Here is a 17,511-nt window from a genome sequence, read left to right as displayed (position 1 = left end):
GCCGGACCAGGGCATCGCTGAAAGCCTCAGTCGTTCTGAAACAACGTTATTGCTTCTGTTTAAAATTACTGGGGGTTCGAGGGCATCAGGCCACGGTAATGGCTTAGGTTTCCTGCGCAGCGGCCAACACGCTGTGCAACAGCACATTTGCCCCTTTCTCTGACCACTCCGGCAGGATCCTTTCCGCTTCGTTATGGCTGATGCCTTTCTCGCAGGGGATAAAGATCATGCTGGCCGGGGCGATTTTGCTGACATAACAGGTGTCATGCCCGGCACCCGAAACCATCGGTTTAGACGAGTAGCCCAGCGCCGCCACGGCGCGTTCCGTGCGGGCCAGACACGCCGCGTTAAACGCAATCGGCGCGTAGTCAAAAATGCGCTCGACGTTAGCCGTCACGCCGCGGGCGGCCAGGCTTTCCGCAGCCTGATGCAGCGCCACCTCCATCGCTTCCAGCGCATCCTGCTCCGGATGGCGGAACTCCACGCTACACACGACGCGAGACGGCACCACGTTGCGCGAGTTCGGCGTGATCTCGGCCATGCCGATCGTTGCGCGACCGTCCGGCGCATGCCGATAGCCAATCTCTTCCACCTTCAGCGCCAGCTCGGCAAACGCGGTTAACGCATCGCGTCGGCTGTGCATGGGCGTGGTGCCCGCATGCGCGGCGAAACCCTCCAGTGCGATCGTAAACCAGCGCTGTCCCATGGCCGCACGCACCAGACCGATATCGATGGATTCATCTTCCAGAATCGGTCCCTGCTCAATGTGCAGTTCATAGCAGGCGTGAACCGGAAAAGCGCGGGCCGGGATTTCGCCGCGATAACCGATCGCCTCAAGCGCCTCGCGTACCGTTACCCGCTTGCTGTCCATCCGGGCGTAGGCAAAATCTTCGGAAAGCTGGCCTGCCCAAACGCCTGATGCGAGCATCGCCGGGGCAAAGCGCGCGCCTTCCTCGTTGGTCCAGTTCACCAGCACAATGTCGCGCTCGGTTTGTACGTTGTTATCGTTCAGCGTCCGCAGCAGCTCAAGCCCGGCCAGCACGCCGTAGATACCATCGTAGTTGCCGCCGAGGGGTTGCGAATCGACGTGCGAGCCGGTCATCACCGGCGCAAGCGCTGGGTTTGTACCCGCGCGGCGAATAAACATATTGCCCATGCTGTCGACGTCGCAGGTGAGGCCCGCCTCCAGCGCCCAGTCGCGCAGCAGGTTACGCGCGATGCGATCCTCCTCGCTCAGGGCCAGACGGGTAACGCCACCGGCGGGCGTGCCGCCGATCTGCGCCATCATCTCCAGCGTTGTCCACAGACGCTCAGCGTTGACCCGAATCATGCCGTGTCCTTTTTACTGCGGTAGCGGAAGTCACAGCATGAGCCGCCCTGCATGATGGTGGTGGTGCGCGTCAGCTCCACGTCCGGCGCGTAGCCCACAATAAATTTCTCATCGCGCGCACAGGAAAGCAGGTGACCGATTTCACCCAGCCCCATCTCGTGGTACATCTCGGCGTAGCGGCAGCGGGTCACGTTGTAGTTGTACTGCTGGTCGTCGGCGTCGATCACCTTAACCTCAAGGGCATTATCTTTCTCCCACAGGTACTGCAGGGCGATAAAGCTCTTTACGTCCGCACCGTCGGGCTCTTTGCTGGCAAACGCTTTGCCTGCGTCAATCGCGGCCTGCTCAATGGCCTCGCCAATGACCGCCTGCGCGCGGGTTTTCCCTATCTCCCGCACCAGGATTTCATAGATTGGCTTAATAATTTCTGCTTCAATTTTGCGGCGGGCGAGAATGCCCAGCTCATTATTATCACTCATCACATTGCCTCACTGCGGTTACTTGTCTTTCGCGCCGCCCAGCACGGTCTGCGGCTGCCACTTGCCGTCAACGACTTTGTAGACCGTGAACGACGGTGATTTCAGGTTGCCTTCTTTATCAAACGCGATCTGTCCGGTCACGCCCGAATAGCTGATGGCGCGCAGGGCAGGCAGATACTCGGTCGGATCGACGGAGTCGGCTTTTTCCATGGACGCAACCAGCACGCGGGTGGCGTCATAGGCGAACGGGGCGTGCAGTTCAATATGCGTGTGGTAGCGCGCCTGGTAGGCCTGCTCAAACGCCTTACCGCCTGGCATTTGCTCAACCGGCAGGCCCGGTTCGAGGGCGACAACGCCTTCGCCTTCCTTCTGCGCCAGCTGGAGGAACGTCTGGCTGACAAAGCCGCCAGCGCCCATCAGCGTGGCGTTCATGCCCAGCTGTTTGATACGGCGCGCCAGCGGTGCAGCCTGGCTGTCGACGCCGCCAAAGAAGATCAGATCGGCGTTTTTGCTGCGAATGGCGGTCAGCACGGCGCTGAAGTCCACGGTTTTATCATCGACGTACTGACGGTCGACAATCTTCACGCCCTGAGCGTCCAGCGATTTGATAAATTCGTCCGCCAGACCCTGACCAAAGGCGGTACGGTCGTCGATCACCGCAATGCGTTTGGCTTTCAGCGTATTGACCGCGTACTGACCGGCAAACTGTCCGCCGTCATCGTCATGGCCCATTACGCGGAAGCTGGTGTCAAAGCCCTGTTTGGTATAGGCGTGCCCGGTCGCTACCGGGGCCACCTGTGCGATGCCCGCATCGTGATAAACGCGCGCGGCCGGAATGCTGGTGCCGGTATTCCAGTGGCCAACTACGCCCGCCACGCCGCTGTCCACCAGACGTTGCGCCACGGCAACGGCGGTGCGCGGGTCAGACTGATCGTCTTCGGACTGCAGCTTGAAGGTCACCGCTTTGCCGCCGATGGTCGGGTGCTGCTTGTTGATGTCGTCAATGGCCAGCTGCGCACCGTTTTCGAGATCTTTACCGATACGGGCAGACGGGCCGGTGAGCGGGCCCGCCAGGCCGATGGTCACGGTTTCGCTGCCAGCGGCCCACGCGGCCGTCGAGGCAAAACCGCTGAGGAGAATAGCGGCGCTGAGCGCACTGATTTTTACTGTTTTCATTATATTTCCCTGATGTTGGCTGGTGTGGTTAAACGGGCATTTCGCCCAGGTAAATCTGTGCAATCTGGTCGTCATTGAGCAGCGCTTTCGACTCGCCATGATGGACGATGCTGCCGCTGTCCATCACCCACGCGCTGTCGGTCACTTCAAGCGCGAGCCTGGCGTTTTGCTCGATCAGAAGGAGGGCGACGCCGCGTTCGCGCAGGCCGCCGATAACGGCAAAAATGTTCTCAACCATCTTCGGGGCAAGGCCCATTGAGGGTTCGTCGAGGATCAGCAGGCGCGGGCGGCTGAGCAGGGCGCGGTTAAGCGCCAGAAGCTGTTGCTCACCGCCGGAAAGCAGGCCAGCAAGCTGATGCTGGCGCTCCCCAAGTCGCGGGAAGCGCTCGAAAATGTCATTCATCTCTTGCCTGACGGTGACAGTGTCACGCCTGAGCCAGGCACCCATCTGCAGGTTTTCCAGTACCGTCATTCGGGCGAAGATCCCACGTCCTTCCGGGACCATGACTAACCCGTCCCGGAGCAGGGATTCGGGCCTGTGCTTACGTACCGTTTTACCGTTGAATTCAATACTGCCGCTAAAGTTTTCCAGCCCGGTGATGGCGCGGACGGTGGAGCTTTTTCCTGCGCCGTTCGCGCCGATGAGCGTAGCCTGTTCGCCCTCGCGCAGAGTAAAAGAGACATCGCGTACGGCCTGAATACCGCCGTAATGCACGTCCAGACGTTCAACCTTCAGTAATTCAGACATGGGCGTTGCCTCCAAGCCAGGCGGCAATCACTGCCGGGTCGCGCCGCACGCTCTCCGGCGTGCCGCTGGCGAGCGTTTTGCCGTAATCAAGCACCGTCAGGCGATCGCAGATGCCCATCACCAGCTTGACGTCGTGTTCGATCATCAGCAGGGTTCTGCCGTCGTCACGAATACGCGTCAGCAGTTCACCGAGCGCCACTTTTTCCGCCGCGTTCATCCCGGCGGCGGGTTCGTCCAGCGCCAGCAGGAGCGGATCCGTTGCCAGCGCCCGGGCAATTTCGAGACGTCGCTGATGCCCGTAGGCCAGGTCGCAGGCGCGATAGTGGGCAAACTTTGCAATGCCGGTGTATTCCAGCCAGTGCCACGCCTGCTCGCGCGTTTCGGCTTCTTCTTTACGGGCGCGCCCGTTGCGGCTCAGCGCCGCCCATAAACCGTTGCGGGTGCGCACGTGGCGACCCACCATGACGTTTTCCAGTACCGACATCTCGTTAAACAGCCTGACGTTCTGAAACGTGCGGGCGATCCCGGCGGCGGTGACTTTTTCAATCTGTTTCGGGTAATAGGGCTTATCGGCAATGGTGAACTCACCGCTGTCCGCCGGATACAGCCCGGTAATCAGGTTGAAGCAGGTGGTTTTGCCCGCGCCGTTAGGGCCAATCAGGCCGTAGATTTCGCCTTTATTCACGGTGAGCGAAACGTCATCCACGGCGGTCAGCCCGCCGAAGCGCTTGGACATATTGCGTACAGTTAACAGGCTCATGCTTTCACCTCCTTGTGGCGCACCGGCCAGATGCCTGAAGGACGAACCAGCATCACCAGCACCAGCGCCAGACCGTAGAACAGCTGGCGTAAAATTTCCGGGTCGACCAGCACCGTGCCAAACAGCGCCTGCTGAACGGGCGCGGCCTGGCTGCGCAGCAGCTCCGGCAGGGCCGTCAGGAGCACCGCGCCGAGGATAACGCCGGGTATATGCCCCATACCGCCCAGCACGACCATCGCCAGCACGGCAATGGATTCCTGCAAGGTAAACGACTCCGGTGAGACAAAGCCCTGAAACGCGCCGAACAGGGCACCCGCCACGCCGCCAAACGAGGCGCCCATGGCAAAGGCCAGCAGCTTGTAGTTGCGCACGTTGATGCCCATCGCGCGGGCCACGTCTTCATCTTCACGAATGGCGTGCCAGGCGCGACCAATGCGCGAATGCTGCAGGCGCAGGCAGACAAACACAATCGCCACAATCACCAGCATCAGCAGGTAGTACCACAGCCACAGGGCGGGCACTTTGAAGCCAAACCAGTGATATACGCCGCTGAACTTCAGGCCGAACAGGTTCAGGGTATCGACGCCGGTAATGCCCTTTGCGCCGTTGGTGATGTTCACCGGACGGTCGAGGTTACGCATCAGGATGCGGATGATTTCGCCAAAGCCGAGGGTCACTATCGCCAGGTAATCCCCGCGCAGCTTCAGCGTTGGTGCGCCAAGCATAATGCCGCACACCGCGGCAACCAGAGCCGCTATGGGAATAATCAGCAGCCAGGAGGTGTGCAGCCCCTCCGGGAACCAGACGGTGAGGATCGGGAATACCTCTGACAGGTGCGGGGAGGCAAGCAGCGCGGCCAGATAGGCACCGACCGCGTAAAAAGCGATAAAGCCCATGTCCAGCAGGCCCGTGTAGCCGACCACGATGTTAAGCCCCAGCGCCAGCATGATGTAAAGCAGGGCAAAGTCGATAACCCGCACCCAGTAGTTGCCGCCAATCTGGCTGGCGACCACGGGCGCAATCAGCAGCGCGAGGCAGAACAGCGTTATGCCGGACCAGAACGTGCGCGTCGCCGTCGGCGTTTGGAGTTGTACGGTTGTCATAGTGTTCCTTACGCTCTGTTTGCCACGCGTTCGCCGAGCAGGCCTGCCGGACGGAAGACCAGCACCAGAATCAGCACGATGAAGGCAAAGACATCCTGATAATTGCTGCCGAACACGCCGTGGGTCAGTTCACCCAGGTAGCCCGCGCCGAGTGCTTCAATGATGCCGAGCAGGATCCCGCCAATCATTGCGCCGCGAATATTGCCGATCCCGCCCAGCACGGCGGCGGTGAACGCTTTAATCCCGGGCAGAAAGCCCATGGAGAAGCTGGCGTTACCATAGTTGCTCGCCATCATCACGCCTGCCAGCGCGGCAAAGATGCCACCGATGGCAAACGTGAGGGTAATTATCGCGTTCGGGTTCACGCCCATCAGCATGGCGACGCGCGGATTTTCCGCCACGGCGCGCATGCCGCGCCCCAGGCGGCTGTATTCGACCAACAGCCAGAGTCCGACCATGACGGTCAGCGCCAGCGCCACGGTTACGATGCCGGTGACGGTAACAATCGCAGGGGGATGGGCTTCGCTGCCGGACGTGACGGCGATCGGCTCCATCGGCAGGATCTGCGGGAACATCAGCGGATTGCGCGTCCAGATAATCATCGCCACGGTTTGCAGCAGCACCGAGACGCCAATCCCGGAGATCAGCGGTGCCAGACGCGGCGCGTTGCGCAGGCGTCGGTAGGCAAAGCGTTCCACAGCCATCGCCAGCAGAGCACAGACCGCCATGGCAACCAGCAGCGCAAAGCCCAACTGCAGCAGCAGCGGCAGATGCGGGAAGGTGTTGTTCAGAACGTTAATGGCGGAAAGCGTGGTTAGCGCGCCGACCATCAGAATATCGCCGTGGGCGAAGTTAATAATGCGCAAAATGCCATACACCATGGTATAGCCCAGCGCGATCAGCGCGTAGATGCTTCCCAGCATCACGCCGTTGATCAGTTGTTGTATCAGTGTATCCAACGTGCGTACCCGACAAGTGGCTCTTTCAGCGGCTACCATCCAATAAATGAATAAAATTGTAAAATACACATATATTATTTCTTATGATAAACCGGTATTGTTTTATCTTTATGATTTAAATGAAAATATCAAAACCCATTAGCAGGGTGAAAAGCCTAAAGAAATCAATATATGAATAAAACAGAACAGTTGACCGCCGTGTCAGCCTATGCCGAAAGCCGTCTGGCAAACGATCCGCCGCTTCGGGCCGTGAGGGCATTTGAGGCCATTGCCAGGCTGGGAAGCGTGACCCTGGCCGCGCAGGAGCTGGATATCTCCCCCTCCGCCGTGAGCCATCAGCTTAAGGTGCTGGAGGCCTATCTGCAGATGCCACTCACGGAGCGACAGGGACGAAGGCTGATCCTGAGCCAGCAGGGGCGGGATTACTACCGCTCGATTCGCGCCGCGTTCAACGTGCTTCGGCAGGCGACGGAGCACCTGGTGGAACAGGCGCAAACGCGTCAGGTGACCATCAGCCTGATCCCGCTGTTTGGTATGGGGTGGTTTATTCCACGTCTGCCGACCTTTATGCGCGCCAACCCGCAGACGGAGATCAACGTCGTCTACGCCAACCACCGTAACTACCTGAGCGACGCATCCGATATGTCGATTCGCTTTGGTAACGGTCTGTGGGCTGGCTATCAGAGCGAAAAACTGATCTCCGGCCAGATGGTGCCGGTGTGCAGCCGCGCGTTTTTGCGTATTCACGGCCATATCGATACGCCCGAACAGCTGCTGCAAATGCCGCTGCTGCATGACGAGGAGCGCTCGACCTGGCCGCAATGGTTCATGCAGCAGGGGGTGAAGCGTCCCGTGCGCCGCAGTGGACCGATGTTTGAGGATGGCTTGCTGACGCTGGCTGGCGTACAGGCCGGGCTGGGATGTGCCCTGATGCGCGAGCCGCTCATTGCTCCGTATCTTGAGAGCGGGGAACTTGTAAAGATCTTTGATTTGCCGATCGACGACGGGCGGGATTACTACCTCTGCGTACGCACTGACTCGGACATGACCGAAGACGGGAAACTGCTGCAAAACTGGCTACGCCGGGCGGCGGGCAGTGAACAGAGCCTGGAATAAAAAAGGCCAGCGACAATGGCTGGCCTTTTCGTACTGACACATCTTAGAACTGGTAGGTCAGACCCACAGCCACGATGTTGTCGGTAGACACTTTGGCATCTTTGGTGAACGTGTTGTCGTCCAGCAGGTTGATTTTGTAATCAACGTAGGTAGACATGTTTTTGTTGAAGTAGTAGCTCGCGCCAACATCAATGTATTCAACCAGATCCTGATCGCCATAAGAACCGATGTCCTTACCTTTGGATTTCAGGTAAGCGATGGATGGACGCAGGCCGAAGTCGAACTGGTACTGTGCAACCACTTCGAAGTTCTGCGCTTTGTTCGCCACGTGACCGTTACCGAACGCGGTCATGTTACGGGTTTCAGAGTAGGTGGTTGCCAGGTAGATGTTGTTCGCATCGTACTTCAGGCCCGCTGCCCAGACTTCTGCGTTTTCGCCACCGGCGTTCAGATTGCTTGCTGCGCGAACCTGACGGTCAGTACGGTCGGATTTCGCATAGGTCGCACCTGCCGCGAAGCCGTCGAACTCATAGCTGGAAGACAGACCCCAGCCGTCACCGTTGGATTCGGTGATATCGTCACGGTCGTTTTTACCCTGGTACTGTGCCGCAAAGTTCAGGCCATCAACCAGACCGAAGAAGTCGGTGTTACGGTAGGTTGCAACACCAGTGGTACGGCCAGTCATGAAGCCGTCGGTCTGGGTCCAGGTATCGCCACCGAATTCTGGCAGAACGTCAGTCCACGCGCCGATGTCGTAAGCAACACCGTAGTTACGACCATAGTCGAAAGAGCCGAATTCGTTGAATTTCAGACCGGCAAATGCCAGACGGGTTTTGTTACCGTCAGAGCCCTGTGCTTCAGAGCGGTTGCCCTTGAACTCATATTCCCACTGACCGTAACCGGCCAGCTGGTCGTTAATCTGCGTTTCGCCTTTAAAACCCAGACGAACGTAAGTTTTGTCGCCGTCGTTGTCAGCGTCATCAGAGAAATAGTGCAGACCTGTTACTTTGCCGTACAGATCCAGTTTGTTACCGTCTTTGTTAAAAACTTCAGCCGCGTTTACAACGCCTGCTGCCAGCATAGAAGTGACTGCCACTGCAACTAATTTAAGTTTCATCTTAAACATTCCTTATAATTTTCTTAGGTATTTCCTGAGCCAATTTGAACGATTTCTAAACGAGGCGGTTCGTCAATGGCAGACTATTTTTAAAAATCTTGTAGCCTGCTTTCAATAATAAGTTTCAAAATATTAAAGATAATTTCAATTAGTGTGATCCTGATCGGAATAATTGCCGTGAAACCCGCGAATTTGATTACTATTCACACATAAAATGACTATTTACGCGCCATGAATATTGCGCAGTAAATAGTTTATATATGTTGTAGTACAGGAGGGTAATATTCGTGATTAACGATCTTTTAAGTGTGAGGTGATAATGTTAAGTTCAATGAAAACAGTTACATGAAGGTTTTATTGCATCGAATTTATAAAGGGGTGCCTGACATATCCAAAAATGTATTATTGCATTCTGTGCTATATAGTTCGTTAATATACGCAGCGAACTAATCACATTGCGTTGTCAGTTTATGTCAATATGAGAAGAGGTGAGGTTACGCCACGAGCCTAATATAAACAGAATTTAAACCGCTCACTCTCATTCTGATAAATATTCTGAGCAGGCTCACATTTTAAATTAATGTTAATTATGTTGCCGGGATGAAAATATTCCCGGCACGGGGGAATTATTTGCGTGTCGCATACCAGCAAAGGAGCGAACCGGCGCAGACCATCAGCGCACCTTGCCAGAAAGAGAACGACAGCGGGGAGCTTAACAGCACGGCCGCCAGGGCGGCGGATAATACCGGGGTGAAATAGGAGACCGCCGCCAGGACGGTGACGTTGCCGTGGAGAATGCCAATATTCCATGCGGCATAGCCAAATCCCAGCGCGATGCCGCACATGACGAGCTTCACTACCACCGGGATGCTGAACACCATTTCCGGCTGATCGCTAAGCGCATATTTCACCCACAGACTCAGCGCCGTTAGCAAAACGAAAAGGGTGATCCCGTTTTGTCCTCTTGCAAATTTGGCGGTGACGGTGCAGTAGGCCGCCCAGATAAAGGCACCGGCAAATGCCAGAGCATAACTCAGCGGGCTGGAGACGATATTGCGGATGATTTCATCAACGTGTAACCCCTGTTCACCGCCCAATACCCAGCAGACGCCGAGCAATGAGATCGCGAGCCCGGGGATCACCCACACGTTTGATTTCTGCCCGTTGAACACAATCGCAAATACAATCGTCAGGCTTGGCCAGAGATAATTGACCATGCCTACTTCTATAGCCTGAGATCGCGTGGCGGCATAGCCTAACGACAGCGCCAGGCATATTTCGTAGCTGACAAATAAAACGCTGCCAGCAATAAGATACCGGGGCGAAAACCGTCTGATATCAGGAAATCCTACTGTTAACAGACACAGTAATCCGCTGAGGGTGTATATCATCGCCGCGCCGCCTACCGGCCCCAGCCCTTCGCTCACGCTGCGAATAAGGCCGACCATGGTGCTCCATAACAGTATCGCCGCCAGCCCAATCAGCGTTGCTCTTTTTCTGTCCATGTCGTTGCCATTGCAATAAAAATCAGAGGGAAAATGTAGCGCATTCATCCTGACGCTGTCGCGAATTATTATCTTAAGCCGTTAATCAAAAAGGGGTATTTGACCGTACCGAAGGTGACTATTTAGGGGGTGAAGGGAGATGACCTTGATTTGACGCAAAAAAAACAGGGGCATAGCTGTTAGTTTGCGCCACGAAGTCTTATCAGATAACGAGGACAACAATGGACGTCAGCCGCAGACAATTTTTCAAAATCTGCGCGGGCGGTATGGCCGGAACAACAGCCGCGATGCTGGGATTTGCTCCCAAAATGGCGCTGGCTCAGGCACGCAACTATAAGCTGCTGCGCGCGAAAGAGATCCGTAACACCTGCACATACTGCTCCGTAGGTTGTGGGCTTTTAATGTATAGCCTGGGCGATGGCGCGAAGAACGCCAGAGAAGCGATTTATCATATTGAAGGGGATCCGGATCATCCGGTGAGCCGCGGCGCACTTTGCCCGAAAGGGGCGGGGCTGCTGGACTACGTTCACAGTGAAAACCGCCTGCGCTACCCGGAATACCGCGCGCCGGGTTCGGACAAGTGGCAGCGAATCTCCTGGGATGAGGCCTTCTCCCGAATCGCCAAATTAATGAAAGCCGACCGCGATGCCAACTTTATTGAAAAGAACGAGCAGGGCGTAACGGTTAATCGCTGGCTTTCCACCGGGATGCTGTGCGCATCTGCGGCGAGTAATGAAACCGGCATGCTGACGCAAAAATTTGTGCGTTCTCTCGGCATGCTGGCGGTAGACAACCAGGCGCGCGTCTGACACGGACCAACGGTAGCAAGTCTTGCTCCAACATTTGGTCGCGGTGCGATGACCAACCACTGGGTTGATATCAAAAACGCTAACGTCGTGGTGGTGATGGGCGGTAACGCCGCTGAAGCACACCCTGTGGGTTTCCGCTGGGCGATGGAAGCAAAAAACAACAACGATGCGACGCTGATCGTCGTCGATCCGCGCTTTACGCGTACGGCATCGGTGGCCGATATCTATGCGCCGATCCGCTCCGGTACGGACATCACGTTCCTGTCCGGCGTGCTGTTGTACCTGATCGAAAATAACAAAATTAACGCGGAATACGTTAAGCACTACACCAACGCGAACCTGCTGGTGCGGGATGATTTTGCCTTTGATGACGGGCTGTTTAGCGGCTATGACGCCGAAAAACGCCAGTACGATAAATCGTCCTGGAACTATCAGTTCGATGAAAACGGCTACGCGATGCGTGATGAAACGCTGACGCACCCGCGCTGCGTGTGGAACCTGCTGAAAGAGCATGTATCCCGCTATACGCCTGACGTCGTGGAGAACATCTGCGGCACGCCGAAAGCCGACTTCCTGAAAGTGTGTGAAGTGCTGGCCTCAACCAGTGCCGCAAACAGAACGACCACGTTCCTGTACGCGCTGGGCTGGACGCAGCACACGGTCGGCGCGCAGAACATCCGCACCATGGCGATGATCCAGCTCCTGCTCGGCAACATGGGTATGGCCGGTGGCGGCGTGAACGCGCTGCGCGGTCACTCCAACATCCAGGGCCTGACCGACCTCGGCCTGCTGTCGACCAGCCTGCCAGGCTACCTGACGCTACCGTCTGAGAAGCAGGCCGATCTGCAGACCTATCTGGCGGCGAATACGCCTAAGGCGACGCTGCCGGATCAGGTGAACTACTGGAGCAACTATCCGAAGTTCTACGTCAGCCTGATGAAATCCTTCTACGGTGAAGCGGCGCAGAAGGAGAACGACTGGGGCTTTGAGTGGCTGCCGAAGTGGGACCAGGCCTACGACGTCATCAAGTATTTCAACATGATGGATAAGGGCAACGTCACGGGTTATATCTGCCAGGGCTTCAACCCGGTGGCCTCCTTCCCGGACAAAAACAAAGTCGTTCGCAGCCTGAGCAAGCTGAAGTACATGGTGGTTATCGATCCGCTGGTGACCGAGACCTCCACCTTCTGGCAGAACCACGGGGAATCAAACGATGTCGATCCGGCGTCGATTCAGACCGAAGTGTTCCGCCTGCCGTCTACCTGCTTTGCAGAAGAGGATGGTTCTATTGCCAACTCCGGCCGCTGGCTGCAGTGGCACTGGAAAGGTCAGGATGCGCCGGGAGAAGCGCGTAATGACGGTGAGATCCTCGCCGGGATTTACCATCGCCTGCGCGAAATGTACCGCACTGAAGGTGGCAAAGGCGCGGAGCCGCTGCTGAAGATGGGCTGGGACTACAAGCAGCCTGACCATCCTGAGTCAGAGGAAGTCGCCAAAGAGAACAACGGCGTGGCGCTGGCGGATCTCTATGACGCGAGCGGCAACCTGGTGGCGAAGAAAGGTCAACTGCTGAACAGCTTCGCGCTGCTGCGCGATGACGGCACGACGGCGTCGTCCTGCTGGATCTACACCGGCAGCTGGACGGAGCAGGGTAACCAGATGGCCAACCGCGATAACGCCGACCCGTCCGGGCTGGGCAATACGCTGGGCTGGGCATGGGCGTGGCCACTGAACCGTCGCGTGCTGTACAACCGCGCGTCTGCGGACGTAAACGGCAAGCCGTGGGATCCGAAACGTATGCTGATCCAGTGGAACGGGGCGAAGTGGGCGGGGAACGATATCCCGGACTACAACACCGCCGCGCCGGGCAGCAACACCGGGCCGTTTATCATGCAGCCGGAAGGGCTGGGACGCCTGTTTGCCCTCAACAAGCTGGCAGAAGGGCCGTTCCCGGAACACTACGAGCCGATGGAGACGCCGCTGGGCACGAACCCGCTGCACCCGAACGTGATCTCCAGCCCGGTGGTGCGTATTTACGAAGAGGACGTGCTGCGCCTGGGCAAAAAGGACAAATTCCCATACGTAGGAACGACCTACCGCCTGACCGAGCATTTCCACACCTGGACCAAGCACGCGCGGCTTAACGCTATCGCGCAGCCGGAACAGTTTGTGGAGATCAGCGAAACGCTGGCGAAGGCGAAAGGCATAGCCAACGGCGATCGCGTCACGGTCAGCAGCAAGCGCGGCTTTATTCGTGCCGTTGCCGTGGTTACTCGCCGCCTGCAGTCGCTGAACGTGCACGGTCAGCAGGTTGAAACCGTGGGTATTCCGCTGCACTGGGGCTTTGAGGGCGTGGCGCAGAAAGGCTACATCGCCAACACCCTGACGCCTAACGTCGGCGATTCCAACTCGCAAACGCCGGAGTACAAGGCGTTTCTGGTCAACATCGAGAAAGCGTAAGGAGCGATTCAATGGCGATGGAAACACAAGACATTATCAAACGCTCCGCGACCAACCCGATAACGCCCGCGCCTCGTGCGCGGGATTATAAGGCAGAGGTCGCAAAGCTTATCGATGTCTCCTCCTGCGTGGGCTGTAAAGCCTGCCAGGTGGCCTGTTCGGAGTGGAACGATATCCGCGATGAGGTTGGGCACTGCGTTGGCGTCTACGACAATCCGGCGGATCTGAGCGCCAAATCATGGACGGTGATGCGTTTTAGCGAAACCGACCATAACGGCAGGCTTGAATGGCTAATCCGCAAAGACGGCTGTATGCACTGTGAAGATCCGGGCTGCCTGAAGGCGTGCCCGTCTGCCGGTGCGATTATTCAGTACGCCAACGGGATCGTCGACTTCCAGCAGGACAACTGCATCGGCTGCGGGTATTGCATTGCGGGCTGTCCGTTTAATATCCCGCGCCTCAATAAAGAGGATAACCGGGTATACAAATGCACCCTGTGCGTGGATCGCGTCAGCGTCGGGCAGGAGCCTGCCTGCGTCAAGACCTGTCCCACCGGCGCTATCCACTTCGGCACCAAGAAAGAGATGCTGGACGTGGCGCAGGAGCGGGTGGACAAGTTGAAAGCGCGCGGGTACGAGAATGCAGGCGTTTATAACCCGCAGGGCGTGGGCGGTACGCACGTGATGTATGTGCTGCACCATAACGACCAGCCGGAGCTGTACCACAATCTGCCGAAAGATCCGGCGATCGATACCTCGATCAACCTGTGGAAAGGGGCTCTCAAACCGCTCTCGGCGGCGGGCTTTATCGCCACTTTTGCCGGGCTGATTTATCACTACATTGGGATCGGGCCAAACAAAGAGGTGGATGATGACGAAGAGGAGGAACACCATGAGTAAGTCGAAAATGATTGTGCGCACGAAGTTTATCGACCGCGCCTGTCACTGGACGGTGGTGATCTGCTTCTTCCTGGTGGCGGTATCCGGGATCTCGTTCTTCTTCCCGACACTGCAGTGGCTGACCGAAACCTTCGGTACGCCGCAGATGGGGCGAATTCTGCACCCATTCTTTGGCGTGCTGATCTTCGTGGTGCTGATGTTTATGTTCGTGCGTTTTGTTCATCACAACATCCCGGATAAGCAGGACATCCCATGGGTGAAAGGGATTGTTGAAGTCCTGAAAGGCAACGAGCATAAAGTCGCAAAGGTGGGCAAATACAACGCCGGGCAGAAGATGATGTTCTGGACCATCATGAGCATGATTTTTGTGCTGCTGGTGACCGGGGTGATTATCTGGCGTCCTTATTTTGCGCAGTATTTCCCGATTCAGGTGATTCGCTATGCGCTGCTCATCCACGCCACGTCGGCCATCATTCTGATCCATGCCATCCTGATCCATATGTATATGGCGTTCTGGGTGAAAGGATCGATTAAAGGGATGATTGAAGGGAAGGTGAGCCGCCGCTGGGCGCAGAAGCACCACCCGCGCTGGTATCGTGATGTGGAACGTCTGGAAGCGAAAAAAGAGAGTACGGAAGGGATGAAGTAAGACCTGCGCCGTCGGCTTTGCCCGGCGGCGCTTGCGCAGGGGTTATGTATTGATAATCAGTGCATCAATCCCTGCAATTACATTGCTTCTTGCACTGCTCAAATTACATACATAATTTTTATTACTTAGTTTTTTCTTATCCACATATGTTATTGCTGCTGTATTCAGAAAAAATGTCTGAAAATCAATATTTACCAGCGGGGTCACAGCATTAAAATAGCCTTTCAGGTGATTATGATAGCTCAATGGCATAATAAGCCTCGGTGATAAATCCTCATAAAAATCATGCTGAATAATCATAAAATAAGGCTGATATTCACGTGTCCTTTCTGAGGGATTTCGATAAACATCAAACTGGAAGCACATCAAAGCCCTCCAAAATAAGGGTCATCAGATAGTAACCCAGCTTTTGCGGTCAATTCATTCATGGCTTTTATGAACCCCTTGTCCTGCTGGCTCTCAAGCACGCGATCTTCAGCTGACAACGGCGGACACGGTAAGACATCCGTAAGATGTTCTTTTACAGTACGATTTTCCACTCGCTTTGATTTCATCGGTATCTCCTTTGTTGGTGCGGTCATTATCAACCGCAGCCAACAAAAAACAATACTGTTTAACCTGGTAATCTCCATTCTGCGAGCCGTCTTCCAGTAATATCAGAACCGCTCTTCAACATACCGGAACGGGTATTTCGTGGGTTTTATCTTGCCAATTTTACGCTTCGGCAAGTCGACCTTTTCGACGTGAATGTCTTTATAGGGGATCTGTTTAAGCAGGTGCGAAATAATATTTAGCCGCACGCGCTTTTTATCTTCTGAACGCGCCACAAACCACGGTGCCCAGGCGGTGTCGGTGGCTTTAAACATCGCGTCGCGGGCGAGAGTGTATTCGTCCCAAAGGTTGAAAGATTTAATGTCCATCGGGGACAGCTTCCAGATCTTACGACCATCGTTAATGCGATCGCGCAGACGGCGCTCCTGCTCTTTTGGTGTGACTTCCAGCCAGTATTTCAGCAGGATAATTCCGGCATCCACCATCGCTTTTTCCATCACCGGCGTGCCGTCCAAAAATTTCTCCACCTGCTCCTCGGTACAGAACCCCATCACGCGCTCGACGCCCGCGCGGTTATACCAGCTGCGGTCAAAGATGACGATTTCACCGGCAGAGGGCAGATGCGGCACGTAACGCTGGAAGTAGAGCTGGCTTTTCTCTTTATCGGTGGGGGCGGGCAACGCGACAACGCGGAAGACGCGCGGGCTGACGCGCTCGGTGATGGCTTTGATGGTGCCGCCTTTACCGGCGCCGTCGCGTCCTTCAAACACAATACAGACCTTTAATCCTTTGGCGACGACCCACTGCTGGAGTTTAACCAGTTCCACGTGAAGGCGACGAAGCTCTTGTTCATACTCTTTGGTCTTCAGCGCGGGTTTAACCTCCCTGTCTACGCTGGCTTTGGTCACGGTCACTGCTTTCGTTTTATTCTGTTTTGCGTTTCCCATGATAATCCTCATCTCCGAATCGGGTGATGTGCCTGGAAGGAACTAACACTTTGAAGTGTAATGCTGGCCGGCAACCTTCGCGGGAATTTTTGACATACGTGTCTGATAAGCGTGTTTCCCTTCATCAGGTAACGGGTTAGAATGGTGAGAAGGACTGTATAAATAAACAGGGTGGTGCCATGGCATTGATTTTTGAAGGCGAAAAAATATGTCGTAACCGTTTTACCGGCGAGAAAATAGAGAATGCAATCTTTCGTAACTGCGACTTTTCCGGTACGGATTTAACCAGCTCGGAGTTTATCGGCTGTCAGTTCTATGACCGGGAAAGCCAGCAGGGCGGTAACTTTAATCGGGCGCAACTTAAAGATGCTATTTTCAAAAGCTGCGATTTATCGATGGCGGATTTCAGGCATTCAAATGCATTAGGCATCGAAATCCGTGAATGCAGGGCGCAAGGGGCCGATTTCCGCGGGGCCAGTTTTATGAACATGATCACCACCCGTACCTGGTTTTGCTGTGCTTACATCACAAAAAGCAACCTGAGCTATGCCAATTTTTCGAAGGTGGTTCTGGAAAAATGCGAGCTGTGGGAAAACCGCTGGAACGGCGCGCAGATACTTGGCGCCACCTTTAGCGGCTCGGATCTGTCTGGGGGCGAGTTCTCATCCTTTGACTGGCGAGCGGCCAATTTTACCCACTGCGATCTGACCAATTCAGAACTGGGTGATCTGGACGTGCGGGGTATTGATTTGCAGGGCGTCAAACTGGACAGCTATCAGGTTTCCCAGTTGATGGAGCGACTTGGCATCGTTGTTTTAGGCTAACGGTATTCACAGTCTCACCTGAATGAATGGATTAACCTGTCAGCCAACTGATTTGAACTGGCTCACCATACCAGATTG

At 55.8% G+C, this 17,511-nt stretch carries 17 protein-coding genes; 5 read left to right on the top strand and 12 right to left on the bottom strand.

The window, feature by feature from the left end:
• Nucleotides 1–103: 103 nt before the first annotated feature.
• The 7 genes from HV355_RS00385 to HV355_RS00355 are packed head-to-tail and all read right to left on the bottom strand — an operon-like array spanning nt 104 to nt 6,555.
• Nucleotides 104–1,330, bottom strand: coding sequence for a Zn-dependent hydrolase (locus tag HV355_RS00385; protein ID WP_182400650.1), 1,227 nt, complete (start codon nt 1,328–1,330; stop codon nt 104–106).
• Nucleotides 1,327–1,809 (bottom strand): L-2-amino-thiazoline-4-carboxylic acid hydrolase, encoded by a 483-nt coding sequence (locus tag HV355_RS00380; RefSeq protein WP_046889613.1) that lies wholly within the window; start codon nt 1,807–1,809, stop codon nt 1,327–1,329. Before HV355_RS00380 ends, HV355_RS00385 begins: the two co-directional genes overlap by 4 nt.
• Nucleotides 1,810–1,827: 18 nt before the next feature.
• Entirely contained in the window at nt 1,828–2,985 is a 1,158-nt protein-coding gene (locus HV355_RS00375; RefSeq protein ID WP_120158210.1) for a branched-chain amino acid ABC transporter substrate-binding protein, read from the bottom strand.
• A 28-nt stretch (nt 2,986–3,013) separates the two neighbouring features.
• Nucleotides 3,014–3,733, bottom strand: coding sequence for an ABC transporter ATP-binding protein (locus tag HV355_RS00370; protein WP_120158209.1), 720 nt, complete (start codon nt 3,731–3,733; stop codon nt 3,014–3,016).
• Complete coding sequence (locus tag HV355_RS00365; protein ID WP_046889616.1) at nt 3,726–4,493, bottom strand: ABC transporter ATP-binding protein; 768 nt, start codon at nt 4,491–4,493, stop codon at nt 3,726–3,728. Before HV355_RS00365 ends, HV355_RS00370 begins: the two co-directional genes overlap by 8 nt.
• Complete coding sequence (locus tag HV355_RS00360) at nt 4,490–5,596, bottom strand: ABC transporter ATP-binding protein (RefSeq protein WP_182400649.1); 1,107 nt, start codon at nt 5,594–5,596, stop codon at nt 4,490–4,492. The genes HV355_RS00365 and HV355_RS00360 overlap by 4 nt, the downstream gene beginning before the upstream one ends.
• Nucleotides 5,597–5,604: 8 nt before the next feature.
• A complete protein-coding gene (locus HV355_RS00355) occupies nt 5,605–6,555 on the bottom strand; it encodes a branched-chain amino acid ABC transporter permease (RefSeq protein ID WP_126816283.1) in 951 nt (316 codons plus the stop codon).
• A gap of 171 nt (nt 6,556–6,726) precedes the next feature.
• On the opposite strand from HV355_RS00355, the gene HV355_RS00350 reads away from it, so the two are divergent.
• Complete coding sequence (locus tag HV355_RS00350; RefSeq protein ID WP_182400648.1) at nt 6,727–7,671, top strand: LysR substrate-binding domain-containing protein; 945 nt, start codon at nt 6,727–6,729, stop codon at nt 7,669–7,671.
• A gap of 43 nt (nt 7,672–7,714) precedes the next feature.
• On the opposite strand, the gene ompC is transcribed toward HV355_RS00350, so the two are convergent.
• Together ompC and yddG are read right to left on the bottom strand one after the other, a co-directional pair.
• Complete coding sequence (gene ompC / locus HV355_RS00345; RefSeq protein WP_108417399.1) at nt 7,715–8,788, bottom strand: porin OmpC; 1,074 nt, start codon at nt 8,786–8,788, stop codon at nt 7,715–7,717.
• A 626-nt stretch (nt 8,789–9,414) separates the two neighbouring features.
• Complete coding sequence (gene yddG, locus HV355_RS00340; protein WP_182400647.1) at nt 9,415–10,293, bottom strand: aromatic amino acid DMT transporter YddG; 879 nt, start codon at nt 10,291–10,293, stop codon at nt 9,415–9,417.
• A 221-nt stretch (nt 10,294–10,514) separates the two neighbouring features.
• Here yddG and fdnG point away from each other — a divergent pair, with 221 nt between their 5' ends.
• The 3 genes from fdnG to fdnI are packed head-to-tail and all read left to right on the top strand — an operon-like array spanning nt 10,515 to nt 15,110.
• Nucleotides 10,515–13,562 carry a formate dehydrogenase-N subunit alpha gene (gene fdnG, locus HV355_RS00335; protein ID WP_182400646.1) on the top strand — a complete coding sequence of 1,016 codons (3,048 nt, stop codon included), beginning with the start codon at nt 10,515–10,517 and terminating at the stop codon, nt 13,560–13,562.
• A gap of 11 nt (nt 13,563–13,573) precedes the next feature.
• Complete coding sequence (gene fdxH, locus HV355_RS00330; protein ID WP_108417401.1) at nt 13,574–14,461, top strand: formate dehydrogenase subunit beta; 888 nt, start codon at nt 13,574–13,576, stop codon at nt 14,459–14,461.
• Nucleotides 14,454–15,110 (top strand): formate dehydrogenase-N subunit gamma, encoded by a 657-nt coding sequence (gene fdnI / locus HV355_RS00325; protein WP_108417402.1) that lies wholly within the window; start codon nt 14,454–14,456, stop codon nt 15,108–15,110. Before fdxH ends, fdnI begins: the two co-directional genes overlap by 8 nt.
• Nucleotides 15,111–15,152: 42 nt before the next feature.
• Here the strand turns inward: fdnI and HV355_RS00320 are convergent, their stop codons facing one another.
• The 3 genes from HV355_RS00320 to ppk2 all read right to left on the bottom strand — a co-directional run bounded on the left by HV355_RS00320 (nt 15,153) and on the right by ppk2 (nt 16,609).
• Nucleotides 15,153–15,476, bottom strand: a complete 324-nt coding sequence (locus tag HV355_RS00320; protein ID WP_182400645.1) for a CcdB family protein — start codon at nt 15,474–15,476, stop codon at nt 15,153–15,155.
• A complete protein-coding gene (locus HV355_RS00315) occupies nt 15,476–15,664 on the bottom strand; it encodes a hypothetical protein (RefSeq protein ID WP_108417404.1) in 189 nt (62 codons plus the stop codon). The genes HV355_RS00320 and HV355_RS00315 overlap by 1 nt, the downstream gene beginning before the upstream one ends.
• 102 nt (nt 15,665–15,766) lie before the next feature.
• Nucleotides 15,767–16,609 (bottom strand): polyphosphate kinase 2, encoded by an 843-nt coding sequence (gene ppk2, locus HV355_RS00310; protein ID WP_234419579.1) that lies wholly within the window; start codon nt 16,607–16,609, stop codon nt 15,767–15,769.
• A 179-nt stretch (nt 16,610–16,788) separates the two neighbouring features.
• Here ppk2 and HV355_RS00305 point away from each other — a divergent pair, with 179 nt between their 5' ends.
• Entirely contained in the window at nt 16,789–17,433 is a 645-nt protein-coding gene (locus HV355_RS00305) for a QnrE family quinolone resistance pentapeptide repeat protein (RefSeq protein ID WP_182400644.1), read from the top strand.
• Nucleotides 17,434–17,511: the final 78 nt, after the last annotated feature.

The organism is Enterobacter sp. RHBSTW-01064, assembly GCF_014103035.1.
Taxonomy (GTDB): domain Bacteria; phylum Pseudomonadota; class Gammaproteobacteria; order Enterobacterales; family Enterobacteriaceae; genus Enterobacter; species Enterobacter mori.
Note: the sequence above shows the minus strand (reverse complement) of the source record. Positions and strands in the feature narration are given on the sequence as shown.